Below are 22814 nucleotides of genomic sequence, written 5' to 3' on the forward strand. Positions count from 1 at the left end.
GCGGGATCCTGCTTTTCGCTTTCCAGTTCTTCGCTTTCGCGTTTCCCTTTCCGGCGGTTCCAACCTTACCAGACTCTTTTTCGTTCCGTTTCCGGGTCGAATCTCAATTCTGGTGACCGTTGGAGTGGTCTTTGCCTTTCGGCTGATTCGACTTTATCAGAAACATTCGGCCGTGAAATCGGCTTCGTGATTCAGAGGAAGGAATCAATGGCTCTGCGGAAATTCAATTTCCGGTGAGAGCGAGATAGATGTTAGCTGCTGGGCCCGGACATGTCCAGTCCGAGGCAACCGTTAAAATCTACCTCCCCGTGTCGGCCGTGTCAATGGCTTTCTGGGGCGAGGAGGAGACTAGCAGGTCAGCGGGGTCGCGCGCACATCAGGCGGCAACCGGGAGTTCGGCGCTTCGTTCCGTGGGATCGACATCGCCGGCGTCTCCGGCTCGCGCGGCTCGGCCGCCCAGGATGTAGACGTAGGCGAGGAAGACCAGCTCCGCCGCGATGCCGATGGCGATGCGCCCCCAGGTCGGGAGGTCGGACGGAGTCACGAAGCCTTCGATGAGGCCGGAGACGAACAGGACCAGCGCGAGGCCGATGGCCATGCCGATCGCGGCGCGGCCCTGTTGTGCGAGAGCTGAGCGCCGGCTGGTCGGGCCCGGGTCGATGACCGTCCAGCCGAGGCGCAGGCCCGTACCCGCGGCGACGAAGACGGCGGTGAGTTCGAGCAGCCCGTGCGGGAGGATCAGCCCCAGGAAGGTGTCGAGCCGGCCGGCTGAGGACATCAGGCCGATGCCGACCGCGAGGTTGAGCACGTTGACGAACAGGATCCAGATCACCGGGATGCAGAGGAACGCTCCCAGGACCAGGCACATGGCTGCGGCCTGGGCATTGTTCGTCCATACCTGGGCGGCGAACGATGCGGCCGGGTGGCTGGAGTAGTACGTCTCGTACTCCCCGCCCGGGCTGGTCATGCGGCGGAGGTCCTCCGGGGCCGCGATGGCCGACTGGACTTCCGGATGCGTGCCGATCCACCAGCCGATGACTGCCGCCAGCAATGTGGAGAGAACCGCGGTGGGTATCCACCAGTGCCTGGACCGGTAGACGGCGGCGGGAAAGCCGGCGGTGAGGAAACGGGTGGCGTCGCGCCAGGAGGCTCGGCGGGTGCCGGTGACCGTGGCTCGGGCACGGGCCACGAGTTGGGTGAGGCGTGCCGTGAGCATCGGGTCCGGGGTTCCTGATTGGAGGAGCGAGAGATGGGTGGCCGTGCGCTGGTAGAGCTCGACGAGTTCGTCGGCTTCCGTGCCGGTGAGCCGGCGCCCTCGGTGCAGGAGATGGTCCAGGCGGTCCCACTCGGTGCGATGGGCGGTCACGAAGACATCGAGATCCATGGTCGGCTGCTGCTCCAGGCATGGGTGCGTACGGGTTCGTACTACGGCGGCGCGCTGCCGGTCAGCTTGGCAGACTGAGGCCCCGAGGGGCAGGGATGATCGGCGAAGGGTGGGGTGGCGATGAGTGATCTCGTGACCGGGGACGCGGTCGTGCTGGGACTGCGGCCGGCGAAGCTTCCGAGTCGGGCGCTGGCGTTGGCCATCGATCTTGCCGTGGTGGGGGCGGCGTTCGTTCTGGTGTCGATCGGGCTGGCCATCGCGACGGCGACGCTGGACGAAGCGGCACTCGCGGCGGTGTCCGTGGCGGCCTTCCTGCTGGTGCTGGTGGGTGGGCCCGTCGCGGTGGAGACGCTCAGCCATGGGCGTTCGCTGGGGAAGCTGGTGTGCGGGCTGCGGGTGGTGCGGGACGACGGGGGGCCGATCCGGTTCCGGCATGCACTGGTGCGTGGGGCCATGGGGGTCGTCGAGATCCTGATGACGTTCGGGGTCGTCGCGTGCATCGCCTCGCTGGTATCGGCCCGGGGTCGTCGGCTCGGGGATGTGTTCGCGGGAACGCTCGTCGTACGGGAGCGGGTGCCCGCGGGGCGGGCGGCTGCCGTGCCACCTCCGCCGCCGTGGTTGGTCGGGCGGTTCGCGGGGCTGGATCTGTCGGCGGTGCCGGAGTCCCTCTGGTCGGCGGTACGGCAGTACCTGACCCGTATGCATCAGCTCGATGCGCAGGTGGGGTGGTCGATGGCGGAGCGGCTGGCCTCGGAGCTGGCGGAGCGGACCGGAGTCCCGGTGCCGGAGGGGGTGCCGGCCGGGGCGTATCTGGCGGCGGTGGTGAACGAGCGGCAGGCGCGGGATGCGCGGCGGGTGTTCGTTGCCGCTCAGGACGGGGCTGCTCGCGGTGGTCCGGTGGGTGGGGATGCGGGCGTCCGGGCACCGGTGGGGGCTGTGCCTTTCGTGGGGGCTGCCGAGGCGGGTGCGCCTTCGCCGGACCCGGGGGCGGAGGGTGGTCGGGTGCCGCCTGCTGCCACGGGGTTCGCGCCGCCTGCCTAGAGCGGTGAGGGCGGGGAGTCCAGGTCTTCGAGCTCGATGCCCGGGGCGGCGAGGACCACGTCGCCGGCGATGTGAACGGTGTGCTGCTCGCCGGTGTCCAGGGCGCTGACCTGGTATTCGTCCACCGTCAGGGGGCCGTTGTCAGTGGCGTGCGCTTCACTGTTCACCAGGGCCCAGGACTGGTCGACGGTGCGGGGGGCGAGGACCGGGTCCGTGAAGGCGACGAGGCGGACGCGGGCCGCGGGGGAATCGGGGGTGAGGCGCAGCAGTCGTGCGGTCGCGATGAGGAATGCGGGGGATGTGCCGGTGAAGGCGTGGGCGCGGACATTGCCTTCGGTGGCATGCGTGCCGGTCGGATCGGTACGGACCCAGGTGACGCCTTCGAGGGCGGCGCCGCGGACCTGCCAGCTCGCGGCGTGGAGTTCGAGGCGGATGGGTCGGCCCAGTTCGTCGAGGGTGAGGTCGATGGAGCCGAGGTGGTCACCGGAGGGGGTGGTGGTCCGGGAGAGGTAGCGCCAGCCGGAGGGGCCGGGGGCGCATTGGAAGTGTTCTTCGCCGAGGGGGGTGTGATCGTGGGGATCGTGGAGCGAATATCGGCCGCGGGGCATGGGGTCCTTCGGGGTTCCTCGGGCTGAGCGGGCGGCGTGCTACGAGCGCAGGCCCCCGACACGGGGGTGCGGGGGCCTGCGCTCGTAGCTGCTGCTGAAGCTGTTCCGTCTGTTCCGTCTGTCAGCGGCCGGTCGTCACTGACCGGTGGTGACGTGCGCGGTCGCTGACGGGCGGGATCAGTACGGGATCAGTAGCGGTAGTGGTCGGGCTTGTACGGGCCGTCGACCTCGACACCGATGTACGCGGCCTGCTCGGGGCGGAGCGTCGTGAGCTTCACGCCGAGTGCGTCGAGGTGGAGACGGGCGACCTTCTCGTCCAGGTGCTTGGGCAGCACGTAGACGTCGGTCGGGTACTCCTCGGGCTTGGTGAACAGCTCGATCTGGGCCAGGGTCTGGTCCGCGAAGGAGTTGGACATGACGAACGAGGGGTGACCGGTGGCGTTGCCCAGGTTCAGCAGGCGGCCCTCGGAGAGCACGATGAGGACCTTGCCGTCGGGGAACGTCCAGGTGTGGACCTGCGGCTTGACCTCGTCCTTGACGATGCCGTCGATCTGCGCCAGGCCGGCCATGTCGATCTCGTTGTCGAAGTGGCCGATGTTCCCGACGATGGCCTGGTGCTTCATCTTGGCCATGTCGGCGGCCATGATGATGTCCTTGTTGCCCGTCGTGGTGACGAAGATGTCGGCCTGGCCGACGACGTCGTCGAGGGTGGCGACCTGGTAGCCGTCCATCGCCGCCTGCAGGGCACAGATTGGGTCGATCTCCGTGACGATGACCCGGGCGCCCTGGCCGCGCAGGGACTCCGCGCAGCCCTTGCCCACGTCGCCGTAGCCGCAGACGACGGCGGTCTTGCCGCCGATCAGGACGTCGGTGGCGCGGTTGATGCCGTCGATCAGCGAGTGGCGGCAGCCGTACTTGTTGTCGAACTTGGACTTGGTGACCGCGTCGTTGACGTTGATCGCCGGGAAGAGGAGGGTGCCGTCGCGGTGCATCTCGTACAGCCGGTGCACACCGGTCGTGGTCTCCTCGGTGACACCGCGGATCTCGGACGCCAGCTGGGTCCACTTCTGCGGGGACTCGCCGAGGGTGCGGTTCAGCAGGGTGAGGATGTGGGCGTACTCCTCGCTGTCCGCGGTCGACGGGTCCGGGGCCGCACCGGCCTTCTCGAACTCGACGCCCTTGTGGACGAGGAGGGTGGCGTCACCACCGTCGTCGAGGATCATGTTCGGGCCGCCGGTGGGGGTGTTCGGCCAGGTCAGGGCCTGCTCCGTGCACCACCAGTATTCCTCCAGCGTCTCGCCCTTCCAGGCGAAGACCGGGACGCCCGCCGGGGCGTCCGGGGTGCCGTTCGGGCCGACGGCGATGGCCGCGGCGGCGTGGTCCTGGGTGGAGAAGATGTTGCAGGAGGCCCAGCGGACCTCGGCACCGAGGGCGACCAGGGTCTCGATCAGCACGGCCGTCTGCACGGTCATGTGCAGCGAACCGGTGATGCGGGCGCCGGCCAGCGGCTGCGCGGCGGCGTACTCCTTGCGGATCGACATCAGGCCGGGCATCTCGTGCTCGGCGAGGGTGATCTCCTTGCGGCCGAACACCGCGAGGGAGAGGTCGGCGACCTTGAAGTCCTGTCGATTGGCGACCGTCGTCATAACGGGCTGCTCCTCGTAATGGGGTCGAGGTGGGGCACGGATGGCTCTGCTGCGGCGGCGGGCACACGAATGCCCGGACGCTCGCAGCGCAGTCCGTCGGAGGCCCTCTCTCCCTCGGCCGGTCCGCGCGTACGGACCGATCGACCGCCATCAGCAGCGACGTCTGACACTGCCGTCGAATCTACACCGATCGGCCCAGTCGCTCCCAGTCCGCCCCGAGCCGGAACGTGGCAGGGGCGCGGTCGGGAAACGGTCGGGGCGCTGTTGGGGCGCGGTCGGATGATGTGCCGGGAGCGGGAGGGAGGGCGGGTGGAGGGGGTGGTCAGTGGCCGGATTCCGTCGGGGAGTCCGGGGAGTCCGGGGAGTCCGGGGTATCGCCGGGGGCTCCGCCCGGGGCCTTGCCGGGGTTGGTGCCCGCTGCGGCGGCGGCCTCGCTGTAGATGTCCGGTTCCAGGTAGATCACCCGGGCGATCGGGACGGCCGCGCGGATCCGGCTCTCGGCGGCGTTGATGGCGTTGGCGACCTCGGTGGCCGTGTCGTCGTGCTGCACCGCGATCTTGGCGGCGACGAGCAGTTCCTCCGGGCCGAGGTGGAGCGTACGCATGTGGATGACGCCGGTGACCGTGTCGCCGTCGACGACCGCGGCCTTGATCTTCTCGACCTGGTCGGTGCCGGCGGCCTCGCCGAGCAGGAGGGACTTCGTCTCGGCGGCGAGCACGATCGCGATGATGATCAGCAGGGTGCCGATGCAGAGGGTGCCGATGCCGTCCCAGACCCCGTTGCCGGTCGCGAGGGCCAGGCCGACGCCCGCGAGGGCGAGGACCAGGCCGATCAGTGCGCCGAGGTCCTCCAGCAGGACGACGGGGAGTTCGGGGGCCTTCGCCCGGCGGACGAACTCCTTCCAGGAGAGCGAACCGCGGGTCTGGTTGGACTCCTTGATGGCCGTACGGAAGGAGAAGCCCTCGGCGATGATCGCGAAGACCAGCACACCGACCGGCCAGTACCAGGCCTCGATCTCGTGCGGGTGCTTGACCTTCTCGTAGCCCTCGTACACCGCGAACATGCCACCGACCGAGAAGAGGACGATGGAGACGAGGAACGCGTAGATGTAGCGCTCGCGGCCGTAGCCGAAGGGGTGCTGGGGGGTGGCTTCGCGCTGGGCCTTCTTGCCGCCGAGCAGCAGCAGTCCCTGGTTGCCCGAGTCGGCGACCGAGTGGACGCTCTCCGCGAGCATCGACGACGAGCCACTGAACAGGAACGCCACGAATTTGGCCACTGCGATCGCGAGGTTGGCGGCGAGTGCCGCCACGATCGCCTTGGTTCCGCCTGACGCACTCATGGGTGCCTGGTGTCCCTTCTTCGGTGCTGCGGCCCTGGCGCCGCGGTACGGCCGGACATTGTTGCAGTCGCTGGCGCGAACGGTACGTCAGGCCACCACTGTGGCGCGGAACAGAGTGCCGGTACCGGACACTTCGACCTTTTCTCCGGAGGGTACGAACACGGAGGCGCCGGGGGTGAGACCGAGTTCGCCCGCCTTCGGGGCTCCGCCGGTGCAGAGCAGGATCTGCGGGGTGTCCCTGGTCAGGTCGACGGGGGCGGCGCCGGGCGAGAGGTCGAAGCGGGAGAGCCGGAATTCGTCCACGGGCGTCTCGTACAGCTCCTCGCCGGACGGTGCGGCCTCGGGGCGCAGGACGCCGGGCTCGGTCGCCTCGAAGCGGACGATGCGCAGCAGTTCGGGTATGTCGATGTGTTTGGGCGTGAGTCCGCAGCGCAGCACGTTGTCCGAGTTGGCCATGATCTCCACACCGAGGCCGTCCAGGTAGGCGTGCGGGACGCCCGCGCCGAGGAACAGGGCCTCACCGGGCTGGAGTTCCACGTAGTTCAGCAGCATCGCCGCGATGACGCCGGGGTCGCCGGGGAAGTGGTGGGCGATCCGGGCGTACGGGGCGTGGGCGCCGCCGAGGCGTTCGGCGGCGGCCGCGGCCAGGTGCACCGTTTCGGCCATCTCCGCGGGGTCGGCGCCGAGGACCGCGGTGAGGACCTCGCGCAGGGCGGCCTCTTCGGGGTGGGCGCCGAGCAGGTCGACGTACGGCTTGAGCGCGTCGACGTCGAGCGCAGCCATCGCTTCGGCCGCCTCGGTGGGCGGGCGGAAGCCGCACAGGCCGGCGAAGGGGGTGAGCGCGCAGATCAGTTCGGGCTTGTGGTTGGCGTCCTTGTACGTGCGGTGGGGCGCGTCGATCGGGACGGACCGGCGCTCCTCGTCCTCGTAACCCCGCTCGGCCTGCGCGCGGTCGGGGTGGACCTGGAGGGAGAGGGGGGCGCCGGCGGCGAGCAGTTTGAGGAGGAAGGGGAGGCGGGGGCCGAACTTCTCGACGGTGGCCCGGCCCAGTTCGCGCTCGGGGTCTGCGGCGATGACGTCGGTGAGGGGTTGCGGGGCGCCCTCGCCGGTGGTGGTGGGGGCGCTGGTGGCGGTGCTGACTGTGCGGGTGAGGAGGGAGGGGGCGCCGGGGTGGGCGCCCATCCACATCTCGGCCTGGGGTTCGCCGGTGGGGGCGATGCCGAGCAGTTCGGGTATGGCGGTGGTGGAGCCCCAGGCGTAAGGGCGCACGGTGTTGGAGAGCCGGTCCATGGTGTTCGTCCTTGTGAGATGAGATGCGTGGATCGGGGGGTGCGGTGGGGTGCCTCGGGGCGCGGTGGGGCCTTGGGTCAGGCGCCGGTTGCCGATGCCAGCGCCAGGTAGACGGCGGCGAAGTCGGTGACCGCGAGCAGTTCGGCGAGGGCTTCGAGTTCGGTGCCCTCCTCCGGTTCGAGTTCGCTGATCGCCGTGTCGTGGCCCAGGGCCAGTTCGCGGGCGGCGGGGGCCGCGCTCAGGCCGCCGGTGGGACGGTCGCGGAGCAGTACGACGCGGGCGTGCAGCGGCTCCGGCTCGTCGACCCGGTCGCGGAAGAAGTCGTCGGGGTCGGCCCCGGCGGCGAAGGTGCCCGCCAGGAGTGTGCCGTGGGCGGGGAGTGCCTCGGGCAGTTCGGCGGCGAGGGCGGGGCGGCCGGACAGCTCGGCCAGGACGGCGGCGAATCTGCGGCCGACCGGGGCGGCGGCGTCGCCCTCCGTCCAGATGAGGGGCAGGCTCTCGGCGAGTTCGGCCGCGAGGGTCTTGGCGGGGTTGCTGTACGTGGCGATGGCCGGGCCACAGCGTTCCGCGGTGCGGTCCAGGCGGTCGGCGACGCTCTGCAGTGCCTCGGCGGACGCGGTGAGCAGGCCGACCCGGTCCAGTAGCGCGAGCAGCGGGGTGAACAGGGCCCAGAGCGTGCCGGGGCCCGCGGCCGAGGTCTCGGCGTCGTACTCGCCGTGCGGGGCGGAGGCCATCGGTACGACGAGCCCGTGCGCCCCGTCGATCGCCTCGCGCAGCGGTGACTGGCGGGGGGCGACGGCGACGATGCTGCAGCCTCGGCGGTACGCCTGTTCGGCGAGGAGGGCGAGACCCGGCTCGGAGCCGTCGGCCGTGACGATCAGCAGCAGGTCCACGGAGCCGGCCCAGCCGGGCAGGGCCCAGCGCATCGCGCCCGCGGCGGGGGCGACCCCGGTGGGGAGGATGCGGGTGACCGGTGCGGAGGCGCCCGCCAGTGCGGTGATCAGGTCGGCGACGCCGGACGCGGCGGTGCCGGAGCCGGCGACCAGCACGGCGCGGGGGCGGCCCTCCGGGTTCAGTTCGGCGATGCCCGCCTCGGCGGCGTGGCGCGCGGCGGTACGGACCCGGGCCCCGGCCTCGGCGGCGCCGCGGAGCAGGCCGCGGCGGTCGGCTCGGGCCAGGGCTTCCGGGGCGTCGAGCAGCGACTCGTCGAGCATGGGGACGGTCCTCCGATCACGTGCTGATCACCGTGCGGGGTGCGGGCGGTGGGCGTTCGTGCGCCCGTGCGCCGTTACTCGGGGCGGCGGGCCTCGTCGACGAGCAGGACGGGGATGCCGTCCCGTACCGGGTAGGCCAGGGCGCAGTCCTCGCCGGTGCAGACCAGTTCGGGGGTGTCGGCCGCCGACCGGTCTTCGAGCGGGGAGTGGCAGGCCGGGCAGGCGAGGATCTCCAGGAGGCCGGCTTCGAGCGGCATGGGGTGGGTCCCTTCGGGCTACGGATCAGGCGACGTCAGCCTACCGCCGGGGGGCGGGGCGGGCCCGGGGGGTCCGGGGGGCGGAGGGGGTCCGGGGGCGGAGGGGGCCCGGGTGCGGTCAGGGGTGGGGTGCGGGGGTCGGGCGTGCGGAGGTGGGTGCGGGGGGGGGCGGGTGTGCGGAGGTGGGTACGGGGTGGGTGCGGGTGGAGTGCGGGGGGGGGTTGCGCCTGCGGCGGGCCTGTTCCCCTACCCGCCCCTTCCCGTGACCGGGGCGCTGCCCCGGACCCGCTCCTCAAGCGCCGGAGGGGCTGGGATGCGTGCTGGGAGGGCTGGGATGGGCGCTGGCAGCGGCTGGGGCTGGTACTGGCAGGGCTGGCTGGGGCGGGTACGGGCAGGGCCAGGGCGGGCTCCCGGGGGGGGGCAGAAGCCGTGCCGGACGGGCTGAGGCGGGCTCCTGGGGCCGGAAGGCATGCCGGACGGGCTGGGGCGGGTGCCCCAGGACCGGAAAGCGCGCCGGACGGGCTGGAGCAGGCGCCCCAGGACCGGAAAGCGCGCCGGACTGGCTGGGGCAGGTGCCCTGGGGGATGTGTGTCAGGGGAGGTCCGGGGTTCGGATCAAGGTCAGGACCTCGTCCCGTACCGCTGTCATCGTCCGTTCGTCGCGGGCTTCCACGTTCAGGCGCAGCAAGGGTTCCGTGTTGGAGGCCCGGAGGTTGAACCACCAGTCGGGGGTCGTGACCGTCAGGCCGTCCAGGTCGTCGGTCGTGACCCCGGTGCGGGCCTCGAAGGATGCGCGTACCGCTGCTGTGCGGGCCTTCTGGTCGGCGACCGTGGAGTTGATCTCGCCGGAGCCGGAGTAGCGGTCGTAGCGGGCGACCAGTTCGGACAGGGGGCCCGGCTGACCGCCCAGCGCGGCCAGGACGTGGAGCGCGGCGAGCATGCCCGTATCGGCGTTCCAGAAGTCGCGGAAGTAGTAGTGCGCGGAGTGTTCGCCGCCGAAGATGGCGCCGTGCTCGGCCATCTCCGCCTTGATGAAGGAGTGGCCCACTCGGGTACGGACCGGGGTGCCGCCGTTCTCGCGGACGACCTCGGGGACCGAGAGGGAGGTGATCAGGTTGTGGATGACGGTGCCCTTGCCGCCGTTGCGGGCGAGTTCCCGGGCCGCGACCAGTGCGGTGATCGCGGACGGCGAGATGCCCTCGCCGCGCTCGTCGACGACGAAGCAGCGGTCCGCGTCGCCGTCGAAGGCGAGGCCCAGGTCGGCGCCCTCGGCCACGACCCGGGCCTGGAGGTCGACGAGGTTCTTCGGGTCGAGGGGGTTGGCCTCGTGGTTGGGGAACGTGCCGTCGAGTTCGAAGTACATCGGTACGAGGTCGACGGGCAGGTCCGCGAAGACGGTGGGGACGGTGTGGCCGCCCATGCCGTTGCCCGCGTCGACGACGACCTTCAGCGGCCGGATGGCCGTCAGGTCGACCAGGGACAGCAGGTGGGCCGCGTAGTCGGCCAGCGTGTCGCGCTCGGTGACGGTGCCGGGGGCGGCGACCGGCTGCGGGGCACCGGTCCCGGACCACTTCTCGATCAGGGCCCGGATCTCCAGGAGCCCGGTGTCCTGGCCCACGGGTGCGGCGCCCGCCCGGCAGAGCTTGATGCCGTTGTACTGCGCGGGGTTGTGCGACGCGGTGAACATCGCGCCGGGGAGGTCCAGGCTGCCCGAGGCGAAGTACAGCTGGTCGGTCGAGCAGAGGCCGATGAGTGTGACGTCCGCGCCGCGCGACGCGGCTCCGCGTGCGAAGGCTCCCGAGAGGCCGGGCGACGAGGGCCGCATGTCGTGGCCGATCACGACGGCGTCCGCTTCCGTCACCTCGACGAACGCCGCCCCGAACTGCTCGGCCAGCGCCTCGTCCCACTGATCGGGCACCACTCCGCGCACGTCGTACGCCTTCACGATCTGCGACAGATCAGCAGCCACGGGCCGGTCCTCCTGAGATTTCTGCGGACCGCCCAAACTACCCGGAGGGCTCGTACCCGGGCTCAGGAGTCCGGTGAGCGCAGCACCCGCAGGTGGCCGCGGCGCGCGACCTCCATCGGGTCGGCGGCGTGCGGACCGCCGTTCCGGCCGTCCGCCCCGCGGTCCTGCGGCCGTGCCGCTTCCCGTACGGCGTTGGCGAGCGCTTCGAGGTCGTCACCGCTGGGGCGGGTGGGCGCGGAGGGGTCGGAGAGCCGGACGACCTCCCAGCCGCGTGGGGCCGTCAGCCGCTCACTGTGCTCGGCGCAGAGGTCGTAGCAGTGGGGCTCGGCGTAGGTGGCGAGCGGGCCGAGGACCGCAGTCGAGTCGGCATAGACGTACGTCAGTGTCGCGACGGCAGGGCGGCCGCACGCGGTGCGCGAACAGCGACGTACAGGGCTCACGATGTTGGACGGTACCGCACTCTTGAGCGGGCTGCGACGACTCTCCCTCAGCTCACCCCACCGTGTCGCCCTGTGTCCACCGGTACGAGCGCCTTCCGGACCCTCCTTCTGACCTGCGGGAGAACGGGCAAGTACGGGTCGTATCGGCAACGATTCCGGTCACCACTCGGTACAAAAGCTGTCATACAGCAGGAGATCAACGGTCAGGTGCGGGGCCTGAAACGTGCCCCTGGGTGGCCGGATTGTTCAGGATTGGACATGCCGATGCCTTGGACGGTGATTTCGACGATGCCTCGTCGGCCGGCGACGATCCGTCTGCCCCGCCGAGGGTTACGCTGCGTCAGTGATGGACAGTCCCGTACCTCCGCACCCGTCCGAGCCGCGCCCACGCCGTCGTGACCGTCATGGCCGCGGCATGCGGGGGCCCGTCGCCCCGCCGCAGGTGCCGCTCTCGGTCAGCCGGGCGGAGAACTTCCGCGATCTCGTGCAGGACTCGGTGGAACGGCTGGAGCGGCGCTGGCCGCAGCTGGCCGATGTCGACTTCATGGTGCTCGACGTGCCGGGGACGCAGGAGGAGACCGTGCCGCTGGGGCGGGCCGTCTCGGCGGAGAAGGGCCGGCCCGCGCAGATCGTGGTCTACCGGCGGCCCGTCGAGATCCGTACGAAGAACCGCGACGAGCGCGCCCTGTTGGTGCACGAGGTCGTGGTGGAGCAGGTCGCGGACCTGCTCGGGCTCGCTCCGGAGTCCGTGGACCCGCGGTACGGGCAGGAGTAGCGGACGCTCGGTGGACGGTACGGGCGGGCGGGGGCCGTGTGTTGTCCGGTCCCCGCCCGCCCGTCCCGCTCAGTCGTCGAGGACCGACAGGTCCTGCTCGGCCGTGGGCACCTCCACGGTTCCGTTGTCGTCCGGCAGGGTCTGCACGGTGAACATCTGGATGCCGCCCTGTGTGACGGTGAGCGTGCGCGAGGCGTGGACCGGACCGCCCGACTCCGTCTCGACCGTCAGGGCGTAGCCGCCCTTGAGCCCGGACGGGACGGGCGGGGTGACCGCCAGCGTCGTACCGCCCTTGACCGTGTACTTCTTGACGGTCTGTTCGCCGCCCCCACTGCCCGCCGACGCGGTGACCTTGACCGTGGCGGTGGCTCCCGGCGCGGTGAGCGAGAGGACCGAGCCCTTGTCCCGGTTGTCGGCCACGGTCGCCCGCGCGCCCACCGGGCCGGTCGCCGGGATGTAGCCGACCTCCTGCTTGTCGCCGGTGCCGCGGACCACGCGCAGTGCGGCGACCACCCGGGGGTTCTTCCCTGCCTTGGCCGGGGTCAAGAGCAGAGAGCCGGCCTCGCCCTTGGTGATGTCCTTCAGGTCGACGCCCGCGGTCATCCGGGACTTGACGTGGATGGCCTCGTTCCCGACCGGGGAGATCGCGCCGGTCCTGCCGACCAGTTTCACCGTCAGATCGGCGTCGTCGTCGCCTGTCGCGAAGGCCACGAGACGGACCGAGGTGGCATCCGCGGGGATACCGGGGAGCACCAGGGTGCCCGACGGGTCGGCGGAGGCGGCCAGCCAGTCGCTGCCGGTCTTCTCGTCCGCGGTCCTGACGACCGCGCCGACGCGTCCGGTACGGGTGGTGACGTGGACGGTGACGTCCTCGGTCGCCTCGCTGGTGAGCGTGGAGATCAGGACCGGGACGCTGGACCGGGGGGGCACCGTGGTGCCCTCGCCGGCATCGGACTTGAGCGAGCCGTCAGGACCGTACAGCTCGATGTCGGCGACGGCCGCGGTGTCGTCCGGGTTGGTCAGGTGGACGTAGTCGTCGCGGGACTTCGCGGTGCTCGCGGCCGGGAACCAGAAGTCCGTGTCAGGGCTGGTGCAGCTGACGCCGAGCAGGCCGCGGGAGCCGCCCGCCTCGACCATGGTGGTCTGCTGGGTGGTCCAGCCGGGGGCCAGCCGGCCGGTGGCGGTGCCGACCAGTGCGGGGGTGCCGGAGCCGGACTCCTCGGCGACGGCCGGTTTGCCGGGCTCCTTGAGCGAGACGACCGGCTTTCCGGGATCCGCCTTCTTCTTCTCGCTCTTCTCGTCCTTCTTCTTCTCTTCCTTCTTCTCGCCGTCGGCCGTGGTGGAGGTGGCCTTCTGCAGTTCGGCCTGGCCGGCCTCGCCGCCGCTGCCGCCGCCGCCCGCCGGGGTGAAGGAGGTGTAGGTCGTCTCCGCGAGGTCCGCGAGACCGGGGGACGGGCAGAGCAGGCTGGACCGTTCCACCGGCAGCCGTGCGGCGGTCTTCGCCTCTGCCCCGCCCCCGTCGCCGGGCGCGGTGAGCGCGGCGAATCCGGTGACTGCGGCGAGGGCGACGGTGCCCGCGATGAGGGACAGGCTGGTGGACTTCACTCGGACTCGCCTCGCGATGCGTTACCGGTCGGCCACGGGTTCTGGCCCGGGGCGGGGTTCTCGTCGGGGTTGTGGGGGCTGTGCGGGTCGTACTGGCCCTGCGGGTCGTACTGGCCCTGCCCGCCGTAGTGGCCCTGGGGGTCGTACTGCTGCTGGGCGTAGCCGTACGGGTCGTAGGCGTTCTGCTGGTACGGGTCGGCGGCGAGGTGGTCCTGCTGCGTCCCGTACTGGCCGTCCTGACCGTCCTGGTACTGCTCGCCCTGGTACTGCTGGTAGCCGGCGTCCTGGTACTGCTGTGCGTCCCATTCGCCGTACTGCTGCTGCTCGCCGTACTGCTGCTGCGGCACGGCCGCGTACTGGCCGTCGTCGGTCTGCGGGGCGAAGGCGTCCTGGCCGTCGCCCCGGTGCGCCTGCTGCTCGGGGATCTGCTGGACCGGAACCTGATGGGCCGGAACCTGATGGGCGGGGGCCTGTTGGGCGGGGGCCTGTTGGGCGGGGGCCTGTCGGGCGGGGGCCTGTCGGGCGGGGTCGTACTCCCCCGGCTGCTGCTCCGGGATGTACTGCCCCGGCGCGTCCGGCACCTCCCCGTCCGGGCCGGCCTCCGTTCCCGCCTCCGCTTCCGCCTGGGCGGCCGCGCGGAGCCTGCGGGCCCGGCGTCCCTCGCCGGCGACCGGCTCCGCGGGGACCGTCACGGTCTCCTCGGGCAGGTCGTCGTCGATCTCCCGGCGGCGGCCGGGCAGTGCGAGGACGAGCAGGACGACGGCCAGGGCCGACTGCGTCCAGATCCAGGCGGTGTGGGTGAACGGGGTGTCGTACGTGAGGTCCAGCGTGCCGCCCTCGGCAGGGAGTTCGAAGCCCTGGGCCCAGCCGTCGACGGTCTTCGGGGTCAGCGCCCGGCCGTCGAGCGTGGCCTGCCAGCCGGGGTCGGCGGCGTCCGCGATCCGCAGCACGCGGCCGGAGCCGCCCGCCGGAACCTCGGTGTGCGCCTCGACGGGGAGGGAGCCGACGGGCAGCGGTTCCCCGTCGGTACCGGACGGCATGATCATCACTCGGGCGACCTGGCGGTCGACCCGCCACAGCGCGCTGCCGTCCAGCTGGCTCAGCCGGCTGAGCCCCGGGGTCGCGTCGAGGATCCGGCTCATCTGCTTCGGGGCGCCGTCGCGGACCAGCACGTAACGGATCGCGAAGCCGCTGAGCTGACTGCCCTGGTCGGCTCCGGAGCCCGCCACCAGGTTGGCGACGACCTTGTCGAGGTGGCTGTTGCTGCCGCCCGCCTCGGTCAGTTCGGCGTCACCGAGCCGCGCGCCGGAGCCACGGACCAGGGTGTACGAGACGGTGGCGGGCGAGGTGCCGCCGAGGATCAGGGTGCGCGGCTGGTCGCGGGTGGTGCTCTCCTCCGCCACGAACGCGGGCACCTGCACCGGGTCGCGGCGCTCCAGCGGGCCCGACGCGCCGCCGATCATCCAGCTCGCGGCGGCCAGCGCCGGGGCGAGCCCGGCGGCGAGGGCGATGAGTGCGGCGACGGGCTGCCGCCAGCCGAAGCTGAGCTCGGCGACGCGGATGCGGGCGCCGTCCGCGCCGACCAGTGCGGCGGCGATCAGCGCGATGCCGTAGACGAGGGTGGCGGGTCCGGCCCAGCCCGAGCCGTTGGCCAGCCCGGCGAAGACCAGGGCCACGAGCGCGACCGCCCACGCGGTGCGTACCGCGAACTGCCGCTCCCCGCGCAGCAGCGCGGCCAGCGCGGCCAGCACGACGCCGAGCAGCAGCACGCCGCCCGCGGCCTTGGGGCCGCCGGGGCTGATGCCGAGCAGGTCGAGTGCGGAGGCCGTGCCCGTACCGATGTCCAGGCCCGCCTCCTTCAGGAAGCCGGACGGGCTGGTCAGCAGCGAGAGCGACCAGGGCGCGAGGACGAGCAGCGGGGTGCCGATCGCGGCGAGGAAGCGGAGCCCGTAGGCGGTGATGTCGTCGCGCCGCAGGACGAGCACGCCGATGCCGAGGACCACGGCGAGCGGCCACACGATCGGCGTGAACGCCATCGCGAAGGTGAGGAGCAGGGTGTACGCCCAGGTGGCGCGCCAGCTGCCGCGGGCGTCACCGGCGGCGCGCATGCCGTGCGCGGAGACGGCGGCGCGGGCGATCAGCGGGAGCAGCACGGCCAGTACGGCGGTGCCGAGGCGGCCGGTCGCCAGGGCGCCGGTCGCGGCGGGCAGGAAGGCGTACGCGACGCTCGCCCAGGCCCGCAGCAGCCTCGATTCGAGCAGCGGCCGGGAGACGAAGTAGGCGGTGAGTCCGGCGAGCGGGACCGAGCAGACCAGCAGGAGCGTGAGCGCGAAGCCGGTCGAGCCGAGGAACAGCGCGGACAGGGCCGAGATCACGGCGAGGTAGGGCGGCGCGGTCTGTGTGCCGCCGGTGCCGACCGTGTGCCAGCCGTCCGCGTACTTGCTCCACAGGTCGGCGACGTCGGCGGGGGCGGGCAGCAGGGCGCCGCCGGCCAGCGCTCCGCCGCCGAGGAGGTCGCGGCAGGCGACCAGCGAGACGAGGAGCAGCAGGGCGAAGAGTATCGGGCCGGGCTTGCGCCCGATCCGCTTGAGCCGCGCGAACTGCTCGATCTCCAGGAAGTCGGCGTCGTCGCCGCCGGGGCCGGACTCCACGGCGCCGTGCCGGGAGCCGCCCGAATCGGCGTCGGAGCTGCCGAAGTTCCCGGCGACCTGGTCCACGGTGGCGCGGACGGTGGCGCCGGGCGGCGGGAAGAGGCCGCGCAGTTCGGCCTGGTCCACGGCGCCCTTGCCGCGGCTGCGCCGGGCCGAGAGGATCCGGCCGGGCCGCAGCAGGGTGCCGAAGAACCCGGCGACCTCGTCGAGTGCCTGGCCGGGCACCTTGCCGACGAGATAGGCGAGGGTGCGCAGCAGGGTGCCGACGACGAGCCGGAGCATCACCCAGGGCAGCACCTTGGCGCGGGCGTTGACCAGCATCGCGTAGACGGCGCCGGCCTTGTCGACGCGGTGCGGGGAGGCGACGGAGCGCCCCGCGCAGTCGATGGGACGGCGCTCGCGGGCGGCCGCCTCGGCGTGCCTGAGGACGGCGTCGGGGGCGACGAGCACCCGGTGTCCGGCGACGTGCGCGCGCCAGCACAGGTCGACGTCGTCACGCATCAGGGGGAGCCTGCGGTCGAACCCGCCGAGCTCCTCCCAGATGTCACGGCGGATCAGCATTCCGGCGGTGGAGACGGAGAGCACGGTACGGACCTGGTCGTGCTGACCCTGGTCCTGCTCGCGGCGGTCGAGCCCGGTCCAGCGGCGTCCGCTGTTGGCGATGGAGACACCGACCTCCAGCAGCTGCTTGCGGTCGTACCAGCCGCGGAGCTTGGGGCCGACGATCGCGGCGTGCGGGTCGGTGTCGACGACGCGCAGCAGTTCGGCGAGCGCGTCGGGCTCGGGGGCGCAGTCGTCGTGGAGCAGCCAGAGCCACTGCACCGGTTCGCCGTGCGGCAGTTCGGGCAGGTCGTAGGCGTCGTCGCGCCAGCTCCTGCTGACGGGGTCCCAGCTGCTGGGACGCTTCAGGTACGGCAGGTCCTCGGGAGTGAGGACACGGGCCGTGCGGGTCGCCTCGTCGACGGCGGTGCCGAAGCTCGTCCGGCGCGCGAGGTGCAGGACCCGTTCGGCGCCGAGCGCCTCGGTGACCAGCCGCGCGGAGTCGTCGGCGCTGCCGGTGTCGGCGGCGACGATGTTCTGTACGGGGCGTTCCTGCCCGAGCAGCCCGGCGAGCGCGTCGGGCAGCCAGCGTGCGCCGTCGTGGGAGACGAGCACGGCGGTGACGACGTGCCGGGGGAACTCTGGGGTGGCGGCGGCCGCGTACGGCGCCGCCGGTTGGCTGTGCACGGACATCGAGGTACGGGCCCTCCGGCCGGGTCCGGGGGGCGTCACCCCGGGGGCTGCATCGGTGTACACGCGCGCCCTGTCGGGGCGTTGGCGCGTCTCGGACGGGGCCCCACACTAACGGTACGGATAACCGCGATGGCGCCGAGCGCTCGAACGGGGCCGCGGCCGGGCGGGGGTGGAGCCGCGGCGGGTACGGCGATGGCCCGTCGTCTGCGGGTCGGATGCAGGCGGCGGGCCATGGTCGTTCGTGGTCCGGACATGGCGTTCGTGGTCCGGATGTCCGGTTGTCGGGCGGCTGCCTCCGGGTTGCCGGGCAGCGGCCTCGGATTCAGATGGCGGCCTTCTTCAGCCGGCGTCGTTCGCGTTCGGAGAGGCCGCCCCAGATACCGAAGCGCTCGTCATTGGAAAGGGCATATTCAAGGCATTCGGACCGGACCTCACAGGCGAGACAGACCTTCTTGGCCTCGCGGGTGGATCCGCCCTTCTCGGGGAAGAAGGACTCGGGATCGGTCTGGGCGCACAGTGCGCGCTCCTGCCAGCCGAGTTCCTCGTCCGCGTCCTCGACCAGCAGTTGATGGAACAGCTCGGTCATGTGCGCCCCTCGTCTGTCTCTTGCGTCCCGTGATGCGGCCGTTACTGATTGCGGCCGAACGACACGAGTGAAATTACAAGTGTGTAGCTCCAGGCCAGTCAAGCGGGGATCTGCTATCGGCCCAGGGATTCACCCTGCGGAACCAAGCCTATGCGGAAAGTGTGCAAATCACCAAAAACCTGACATATGCCATAAGTCCCGCCGCGCCCCCGCTTCTCGCTGAGTGAGACGACCGGAATCGCCCCGATGTTGCGATTCGACCACCGAAGCGACCAAGATCACATTCGGGTCACGACGCCTCAATGACGTTTGAGGGCACGGTTGATGCGCCACATCACCGGCGCGATGGGTGCATAAACCTTTCTCCACTCCCGGCAACCGGATGAGGTGAAACATTGCCCCCCAATCGGCCATCAGGTTGACAGCGGAGTACTCAGCCGGTCTCCTTGACTTCATGCCAGCGACCGCCGCGATGTACGCCACCCACGTCCGTGGGTTCCGCACCGCTGTCCAGGCCCGCTGTTGCTGTTCCAGCTGTCACAGCTGTTGATGCCCCCAGGGCGCCGGCTCCGACCCCGCTCCTCTCGCAGAACCTCTCCGCAGCGCTGTCAGCGGGATTCTTCTCCTCCCCGCTTCTTCGTCTCCGCGTGGCCGAGGTTCTCCGGTCTCCGTGACACCCCGCACATGCACCCCCCATGCCGAGGAACCACCTCATCCATGAACAGCAACAGCGACCTCCAGATCGCCGGCGACATCCTCGAAGTCCAGCACCTCCTCCAGCCCGCTCGCGAGCACCCCGCCACCGTGGCCGAGTTCGTCGGGCTCGCCCGCACCATCGCGGCCGACCGCGCACAGTGGGAACCGCTCGTCCGGTACGACACCACCACCCGCTGGTACCACCGCCTGCGCAGCGTTCCCCGAGCTCTCGGCTCCGCGCGAACAGGGGAGGCCCCACTCGGCTACGAGGTCTGGCTGCTCAGCTGGGTGCCCGGTCAGGGCAGCGGGCTCCACGACCACGGTCCGTCCTCCGGCGTACTGACGGTGCTGGAAGGCCGGTTGACCGAGCGCACCGAGCGCGCCACCCGGGCGCTGGACTCCGGCGCCCAGCGGGTCTTCGCGCCCGGTTATGCGCACGAAGTGGTCAACGACTCCTTCGAACCGGCCGTCAGTCTGCACATCTACTACCCGGGGCTGACCGAGATGCCGATGCACGCGGCGCAGTGCGCCCCGGCGGCCGTGGATGTCGTACCCGCCTGACAAACTGCTGTGCATGCGCATTGTGGTTCTGGCCGGCGGTATCGGTGGTGCTCGTTTTCTGCGTGGCCTCAAGCAGGCCGCGCCCGACGCGGACATCACGGTGATCGGCAACACCGGTGACGACATCCATCTGTTCGGGCTGAAGGTCTGCCCCGACCTCGACACCGTGATGTACACCCTCGGCGGTGGCATCAACGAGGAGCAGGGCTGGGGGCGTACGGACGAGAGCTTCCACGTCAAGGAGGAGCTCGCGGCGTACGGCGTGGGGCCGGAGTGGTTCGGCCTCGGCGACCGTGACTTCGCGACGCACATCGTCCGCACGCAGATGCTGGGCGCGGGCTATCCGCTGAGCGCCGTCACCGAGGCGCTCTGCGCGCGCTGGAAGCCGGGGGTCCGGCTGCTGCCGATGTCCGACGACCGGGTCGAGACGCATGTCGCGGTCGACATGGACGGCGAGCGCCGGGCGATCCACTTCCAGGAGTACTGGGTGAAGCTGCGTGCCTCGGTCGAGGCGCAGGCCATCGTGCCGGTCGGCGCCGACCAGGCCAAGCCGGCTCCGGGGGTGCTGGAGGCCATCGCCGGGGCGGACGTGATCCTCTTCCCGCCGTCCAACCCCGTCGTGTCGGTGGGGACGATCCTCGCCGTGCCCGGGATCCGGGAGGCCATCGCCGAGGCCGGGGTGCCGGTCGTCGGCCTCTCCCCCATCGTCGGCGACGCGCCCGTGCGCGGCATGGCGGACAAGGTGCTCGCCGCGGTGGGCGTCGAGTCGACGGCCTCGGCCGTGGCCACGCACTACGGCTCCGGGCTGCTCGACGGCTGGCTCGTCGACACGGTGGACGCCGGGGCGGTCGGCGAGGTGGAGGCCGCGGGCATCCGCTGCCGTTCCGTGCCGCTGATGATGACCGATGCCGACGCGACGGCCGAAATGGCCCGGCAGGCCCTGGCGCTGGCCGAGGAGGTACGGGCGTGAGCGCCGACGGGGCGCCCTCGTACCGGGTCTGGGCGCTGCCCGGGATGCCCGAGGTGCGGGCCGGGGACGATCTGGCGAAGCTGATCGCCGCGACCGGGCCGGGTCTGGTCGACGGCGACGTCCTGCTGGTCACCTCGAAGATCGTCTCCAAGGCGGAGGGCCGGATCGTCGAGGCCACCGACCGCGAGGCGGCGATCGACGCCGAGACGGTGCGGGTGGTGGCGCGTCGCGGCATGCTGCGGATCGTGGAGAACCGGCAGGGCCTGGTCATGGCCGCGGCCGGGGTCGATGCCTCGAACACCCCCGCCGGGACGGTGCTGTTGCTGCCCGAGGATCCGGACGCCTCGGCGCGGGCGATCCGTGACGGGCTGCGGGACACGCTCGGCGTGGAGGTCGGGGTCGTCGTCACGGACACCTTCGGGCGCCCGTGGCGCAGCGGGCTGACCGATGTGGCGATCGGGGCGGCCGGGGTCCGGGTGCTGGACGACCTGCGCGGCGGCACGGACGCGTACGGCAATCCGCTGAGCGCCACCGTGGTCGCCACCGCCGACGAGCTGGCCTCGGCCGGTGACCTGGTCAAGGGCAAGGCGGACGGGCTGCCCGTCGCGGTGGTGCGGGGCCTCGGCCATGTGGTGGACCCGGCGGAGGCCGGCGGCGCCCGCGCGTTGGTGCGGGTCGCGGCCGACGACATGTTCCGGCTCGGTACGTCGGAGGCGGTGCGGGAGGCGGTGACCCTGCGGCGCACGGTCCGCGAGTTCACCGACGATCCGGTGGACCCGGGGGCGGTGCGGCGGGCCGTGGCCGCGGCGGTGACGGCGCCCGCGCCGCATCACACGACGCCGTGGCGGTTCGTGCTGCTGGAGTCCGAGGAGTCGCGGACCCGGCTGCTCGACGCGATGCGGGACGCGTGGATCGCGGATCTGCGGCGCGACGGGAAGAACGAGGAGTCGATCGCCAAGCGGGTGCGGCGGGGCGATGTGCTGCGCCGGGCGCCGTATCTGGTGGTGCCGTGCCTGGTGATGGACGGCTCCCACACGTACGGGGACGAGCGGCGGGACACGGCGGAGCGCGAGATGTTCGTGGTCGCCGCGGGGGCCGGCATCCAGAACTTCCTGGTGGCACTGGCGGGCGAGCGGCTGGGCTCGGCGTGGGTGTCGTCGACGATGTTCTGCCGCTCCGTGGTGCGTGAGGTGCTGGAGCTGCCGGAGAGCTGGGATCCGCTGGGTGCGGTGGCGGTGGGTCGCGCGGCGGCCGACCCGGCGGCGCGGCCGGGGCGGGACGCGGAGGGGTTCATCGAGGTGCGCTGAGGGGGCCACCGAGGTGCGTTGGGCGGGGCTGCACCGGTGCGGGCGGGTCCGTCGAGGTGCGCTGGGGGGCTTCGCGGGCGTGGCCCGGCGGGTTCGTCGAGGCGCGCTGGGGGGGCTTCGTGGGCGTGGCCCGGCGGGTTCGTCGAGGCGCGCTGGGGGGGCTTCGTGGGCGTGGCCCGGCGGGTTCTACAGGCGGGCGATGTCGCCCCGGGGCATGCGCGGGGCGCGGCGGGCCGGGGTGTGGCCCGAGAGCAGGATGAGGCGGGTCGCCCGGTGGCGCTGGCCCTCGTACGGGGCGAGCAGGGCCAGCATCTCCTCGTCGTCGGCGTCCCGGTTGCCCGCCAGGGCGTGGCCGACGATGCCGGGAAGGTGGAGGTCGCCGACGGTGACCGCGTCCGGGGCGCCGTTCGAGCGCTGGAGCGTCTCGGCCGAGGTCCAGGGGCCGATGCCGGGGACCAGCTCCAGACGGGCCATGGCCTCCGGGAGTTCCATGCCCGCCGCCTCCTCCAGGCGGCGGGCCACACGTACCGCGCGCAGGATCGTGCCCGAGCGTTTGGCGTCGACGCCCGCGCGGTGCCATTCCCAGGACGGGATCAGGGCCCAGGTGCGGGCATCGGGCATGACGTGCAGACCCAGCGCGGTGAACGCGGCGTGGTCCGTGGGGCCGGGAGCCGGGGTGCCGTACTTCCGGACCAGGAGCCGCCAGGCGCGGTAGGCCTCGTCGGTGGTGACCTTCTGTTCCAGGATCGAGGGGATCAGGGACTCCATGACCAGGCCGGTGCGCAGCAGGCGCAGGCCGGGGCGGCGGTGCCGGGTCAGGGCGAGCAGGCGGTGGCGCGGGCGGAAGGCGTCCGGGTCGTCCGTCGCACCGAGCAGCGTCGGGAGCCGGTCCAGCAGCCACGGTGCGCCGGGGCCCCAGGCCACCGCCTCGATCCGGCCGCCCCGGGCGGTGAGGCGGAGGGTGCCGGGGCCGGCGGGTGTGCGACTGGCCCGCCAGGCCGTGCCGTCCCCGGTCATCCGGTACGTGGGGTCGGCGGGGCCGCGGCGCAGTGGGCCGACGACGAGGCGCAGGTCGAAGGGGCCGGGCGGGGTCCACTCACGGGTCAGCGCGTCCGCCGCCGGGGCCGCCGCCTGGTGCGGGACGGCCGCGCGGGGGGCGCTGCGGGGTGCGAATCGTCCTGCCACGGTGAGGTCCTCGGTCGTCGGGTTGCCTGTCGAGGGTAAGCGCTGCGGCCGGTGACCG

At 72.1% G+C, this 22814-nt stretch carries 19 protein-coding genes; 6 read left to right on the forward strand and 13 right to left on the reverse strand.

All coding sequences use genetic code 11. From position 1 onward, the window contains the following. The coding region (locus tag ACFYY1_RS14565; protein ID WP_388584738.1) for a hypothetical protein at positions 1–190 on the forward strand (190 nt) is incomplete at its 5' end. 186 nt (positions 191–376) lie between these two features. Here ACFYY1_RS14565 and ACFYY1_RS14570 read toward each other — a convergent pair. After that, positions 377–1384 (reverse strand): stage II sporulation protein M, encoded by a 1008-nt coding sequence (locus ACFYY1_RS14570; protein ID WP_388584741.1) that lies wholly within the window; start codon positions 1382–1384, stop codon positions 377–379. A gap of 120 nt (positions 1385–1504) precedes the next feature. Here ACFYY1_RS14570 and ACFYY1_RS14575 point away from each other — a divergent pair, with 120 nt between their 5' ends. After that, positions 1505–2425, forward strand: a complete 921-nt coding sequence (locus tag ACFYY1_RS14575; protein ID WP_388584744.1) for an RDD family protein — start codon at positions 1505–1507, stop codon at positions 2423–2425. On the opposite strand, the gene ACFYY1_RS14580 is transcribed toward ACFYY1_RS14575, so the two are convergent. The 8 genes from ACFYY1_RS14580 to ACFYY1_RS14615 all read right to left on the reverse strand — a co-directional run bounded on the left by ACFYY1_RS14580 (position 2422) and on the right by ACFYY1_RS14615 (position 11187). Then, positions 2422–3033, reverse strand: coding sequence for a hypothetical protein (locus tag ACFYY1_RS14580; RefSeq protein ID WP_388584746.1), 612 nt, complete (start codon positions 3031–3033; stop codon positions 2422–2424). The genes ACFYY1_RS14575 and ACFYY1_RS14580 overlap by 4 nt on opposite strands. Before the next feature lie 188 nt (positions 3034–3221). Then, positions 3222–4679, reverse strand: coding sequence for an adenosylhomocysteinase (gene ahcY / locus ACFYY1_RS14585; RefSeq protein WP_388584748.1), 1458 nt, complete (start codon positions 4677–4679; stop codon positions 3222–3224). 322 nt (positions 4680–5001) lie between these two features. Next, positions 5002–6018 (reverse strand): cation diffusion facilitator family transporter, encoded by a 1017-nt coding sequence (locus ACFYY1_RS14590; RefSeq protein ID WP_388584751.1) that lies wholly within the window; start codon positions 6016–6018, stop codon positions 5002–5004. Positions 6019–6105: 87 nt separating this feature from the next. Beyond that, complete coding sequence (gene manA / locus ACFYY1_RS14595) at positions 6106–7308, reverse strand: mannose-6-phosphate isomerase, class I (protein ID WP_388584754.1); 1203 nt, start codon at positions 7306–7308, stop codon at positions 6106–6108. Positions 7309–7385: 77 nt separating this feature from the next. After that, positions 7386–8522, reverse strand: coding sequence for an SIS domain-containing protein (locus ACFYY1_RS14600; protein ID WP_388584756.1), 1137 nt, complete (start codon positions 8520–8522; stop codon positions 7386–7388). Between the two features lie 74 nt (positions 8523–8596). Beyond that, on the reverse strand, positions 8597–8779 hold the full coding sequence (locus ACFYY1_RS14605) for a Trm112 family protein (protein ID WP_388584758.1): 183 nt from the start codon (positions 8777–8779) through the stop codon (positions 8597–8599). A gap of 591 nt (positions 8780–9370) precedes the next feature. Then, a complete protein-coding gene (locus ACFYY1_RS14610) occupies positions 9371–10747 on the reverse strand; it encodes a phosphomannomutase/phosphoglucomutase (protein ID WP_388584760.1) in 1377 nt (458 codons plus the stop codon). Between the two features lie 62 nt (positions 10748–10809). Then, on the reverse strand, positions 10810–11187 hold the full coding sequence (locus ACFYY1_RS14615; RefSeq protein WP_388584763.1) for a DUF3499 domain-containing protein: 378 nt from the start codon (positions 11185–11187) through the stop codon (positions 10810–10812). A gap of 346 nt (positions 11188–11533) precedes the next feature. On the opposite strand from ACFYY1_RS14615, the gene ACFYY1_RS14620 reads away from it, so the two are divergent. After that, positions 11534–11962 (forward strand): metallopeptidase family protein, encoded by a 429-nt coding sequence (locus ACFYY1_RS14620; protein WP_388585492.1) that lies wholly within the window; start codon positions 11534–11536, stop codon positions 11960–11962. 69 nt (positions 11963–12031) lie between these two features. On the opposite strand, the gene ACFYY1_RS14625 is transcribed toward ACFYY1_RS14620, so the two are convergent. From ACFYY1_RS14625 to ACFYY1_RS14635, 3 genes are all read right to left on the reverse strand, one after another. After that, positions 12032–13567 carry a DUF5719 family protein gene (locus ACFYY1_RS14625; protein ID WP_388584766.1) on the reverse strand — a complete coding sequence of 512 codons (1536 nt, stop codon included), beginning with the start codon at positions 13565–13567 and terminating at the stop codon, positions 12032–12034. Continuing rightward, positions 13564–17451: a glycosyltransferase gene (locus tag ACFYY1_RS14630; RefSeq protein WP_388584769.1), complete on the reverse strand. Its 3888-nt coding sequence runs from the start codon at positions 17449–17451 to the stop codon at positions 13564–13566. The genes ACFYY1_RS14625 and ACFYY1_RS14630 overlap by 4 nt, the downstream gene beginning before the upstream one ends. A 322-nt stretch (positions 17452–17773) precedes the next feature. Continuing rightward, a complete protein-coding gene (locus tag ACFYY1_RS14635) occupies positions 17774–18037 on the reverse strand; it encodes a WhiB family transcriptional regulator (RefSeq protein ID WP_388584772.1) in 264 nt (87 codons plus the stop codon). A 717-nt stretch (positions 18038–18754) separates the two neighbouring features. Between ACFYY1_RS14635 and ACFYY1_RS14640 the strand changes: the two genes are divergently transcribed. Genes ACFYY1_RS14640 through ACFYY1_RS14650 form a run of 3 tightly spaced genes read left to right on the forward strand, consistent with a single transcriptional unit; the run spans position 18755 to position 21571 of the window. After that, positions 18755–19294, forward strand: coding sequence for a cysteine dioxygenase (locus tag ACFYY1_RS14640; protein WP_388584774.1), 540 nt, complete (start codon positions 18755–18757; stop codon positions 19292–19294). A gap of 13 nt (positions 19295–19307) precedes the next feature. After that, positions 19308–20264: a 2-phospho-L-lactate transferase gene (gene cofD, locus ACFYY1_RS14645; protein WP_388584776.1), complete on the forward strand. Its 957-nt coding sequence runs from the start codon at positions 19308–19310 to the stop codon at positions 20262–20264. Next, positions 20261–21571, forward strand: coding sequence for a coenzyme F420-0:L-glutamate ligase (locus ACFYY1_RS14650; RefSeq protein ID WP_388584778.1), 1311 nt, complete (start codon positions 20261–20263; stop codon positions 21569–21571). The genes cofD and ACFYY1_RS14650 overlap by 4 nt, the downstream gene beginning before the upstream one ends. A gap of 186 nt (positions 21572–21757) precedes the next feature. Here the strand turns inward: ACFYY1_RS14650 and ACFYY1_RS14655 are convergent, their stop codons facing one another. Further along, positions 21758–22756, reverse strand: a complete 999-nt coding sequence (locus tag ACFYY1_RS14655) for a DNA-3-methyladenine glycosylase family protein (protein WP_388584780.1) — start codon at positions 22754–22756, stop codon at positions 21758–21760. Between the last annotated feature and the right edge of the window lie 58 nt (positions 22757–22814).

The sequence above is a fragment of the Streptomyces sp. NPDC001890 genome (assembly GCF_042891445.1).
GTDB lineage: Bacteria > Actinomycetota > Actinomycetes > Streptomycetales > Streptomycetaceae > Streptomyces.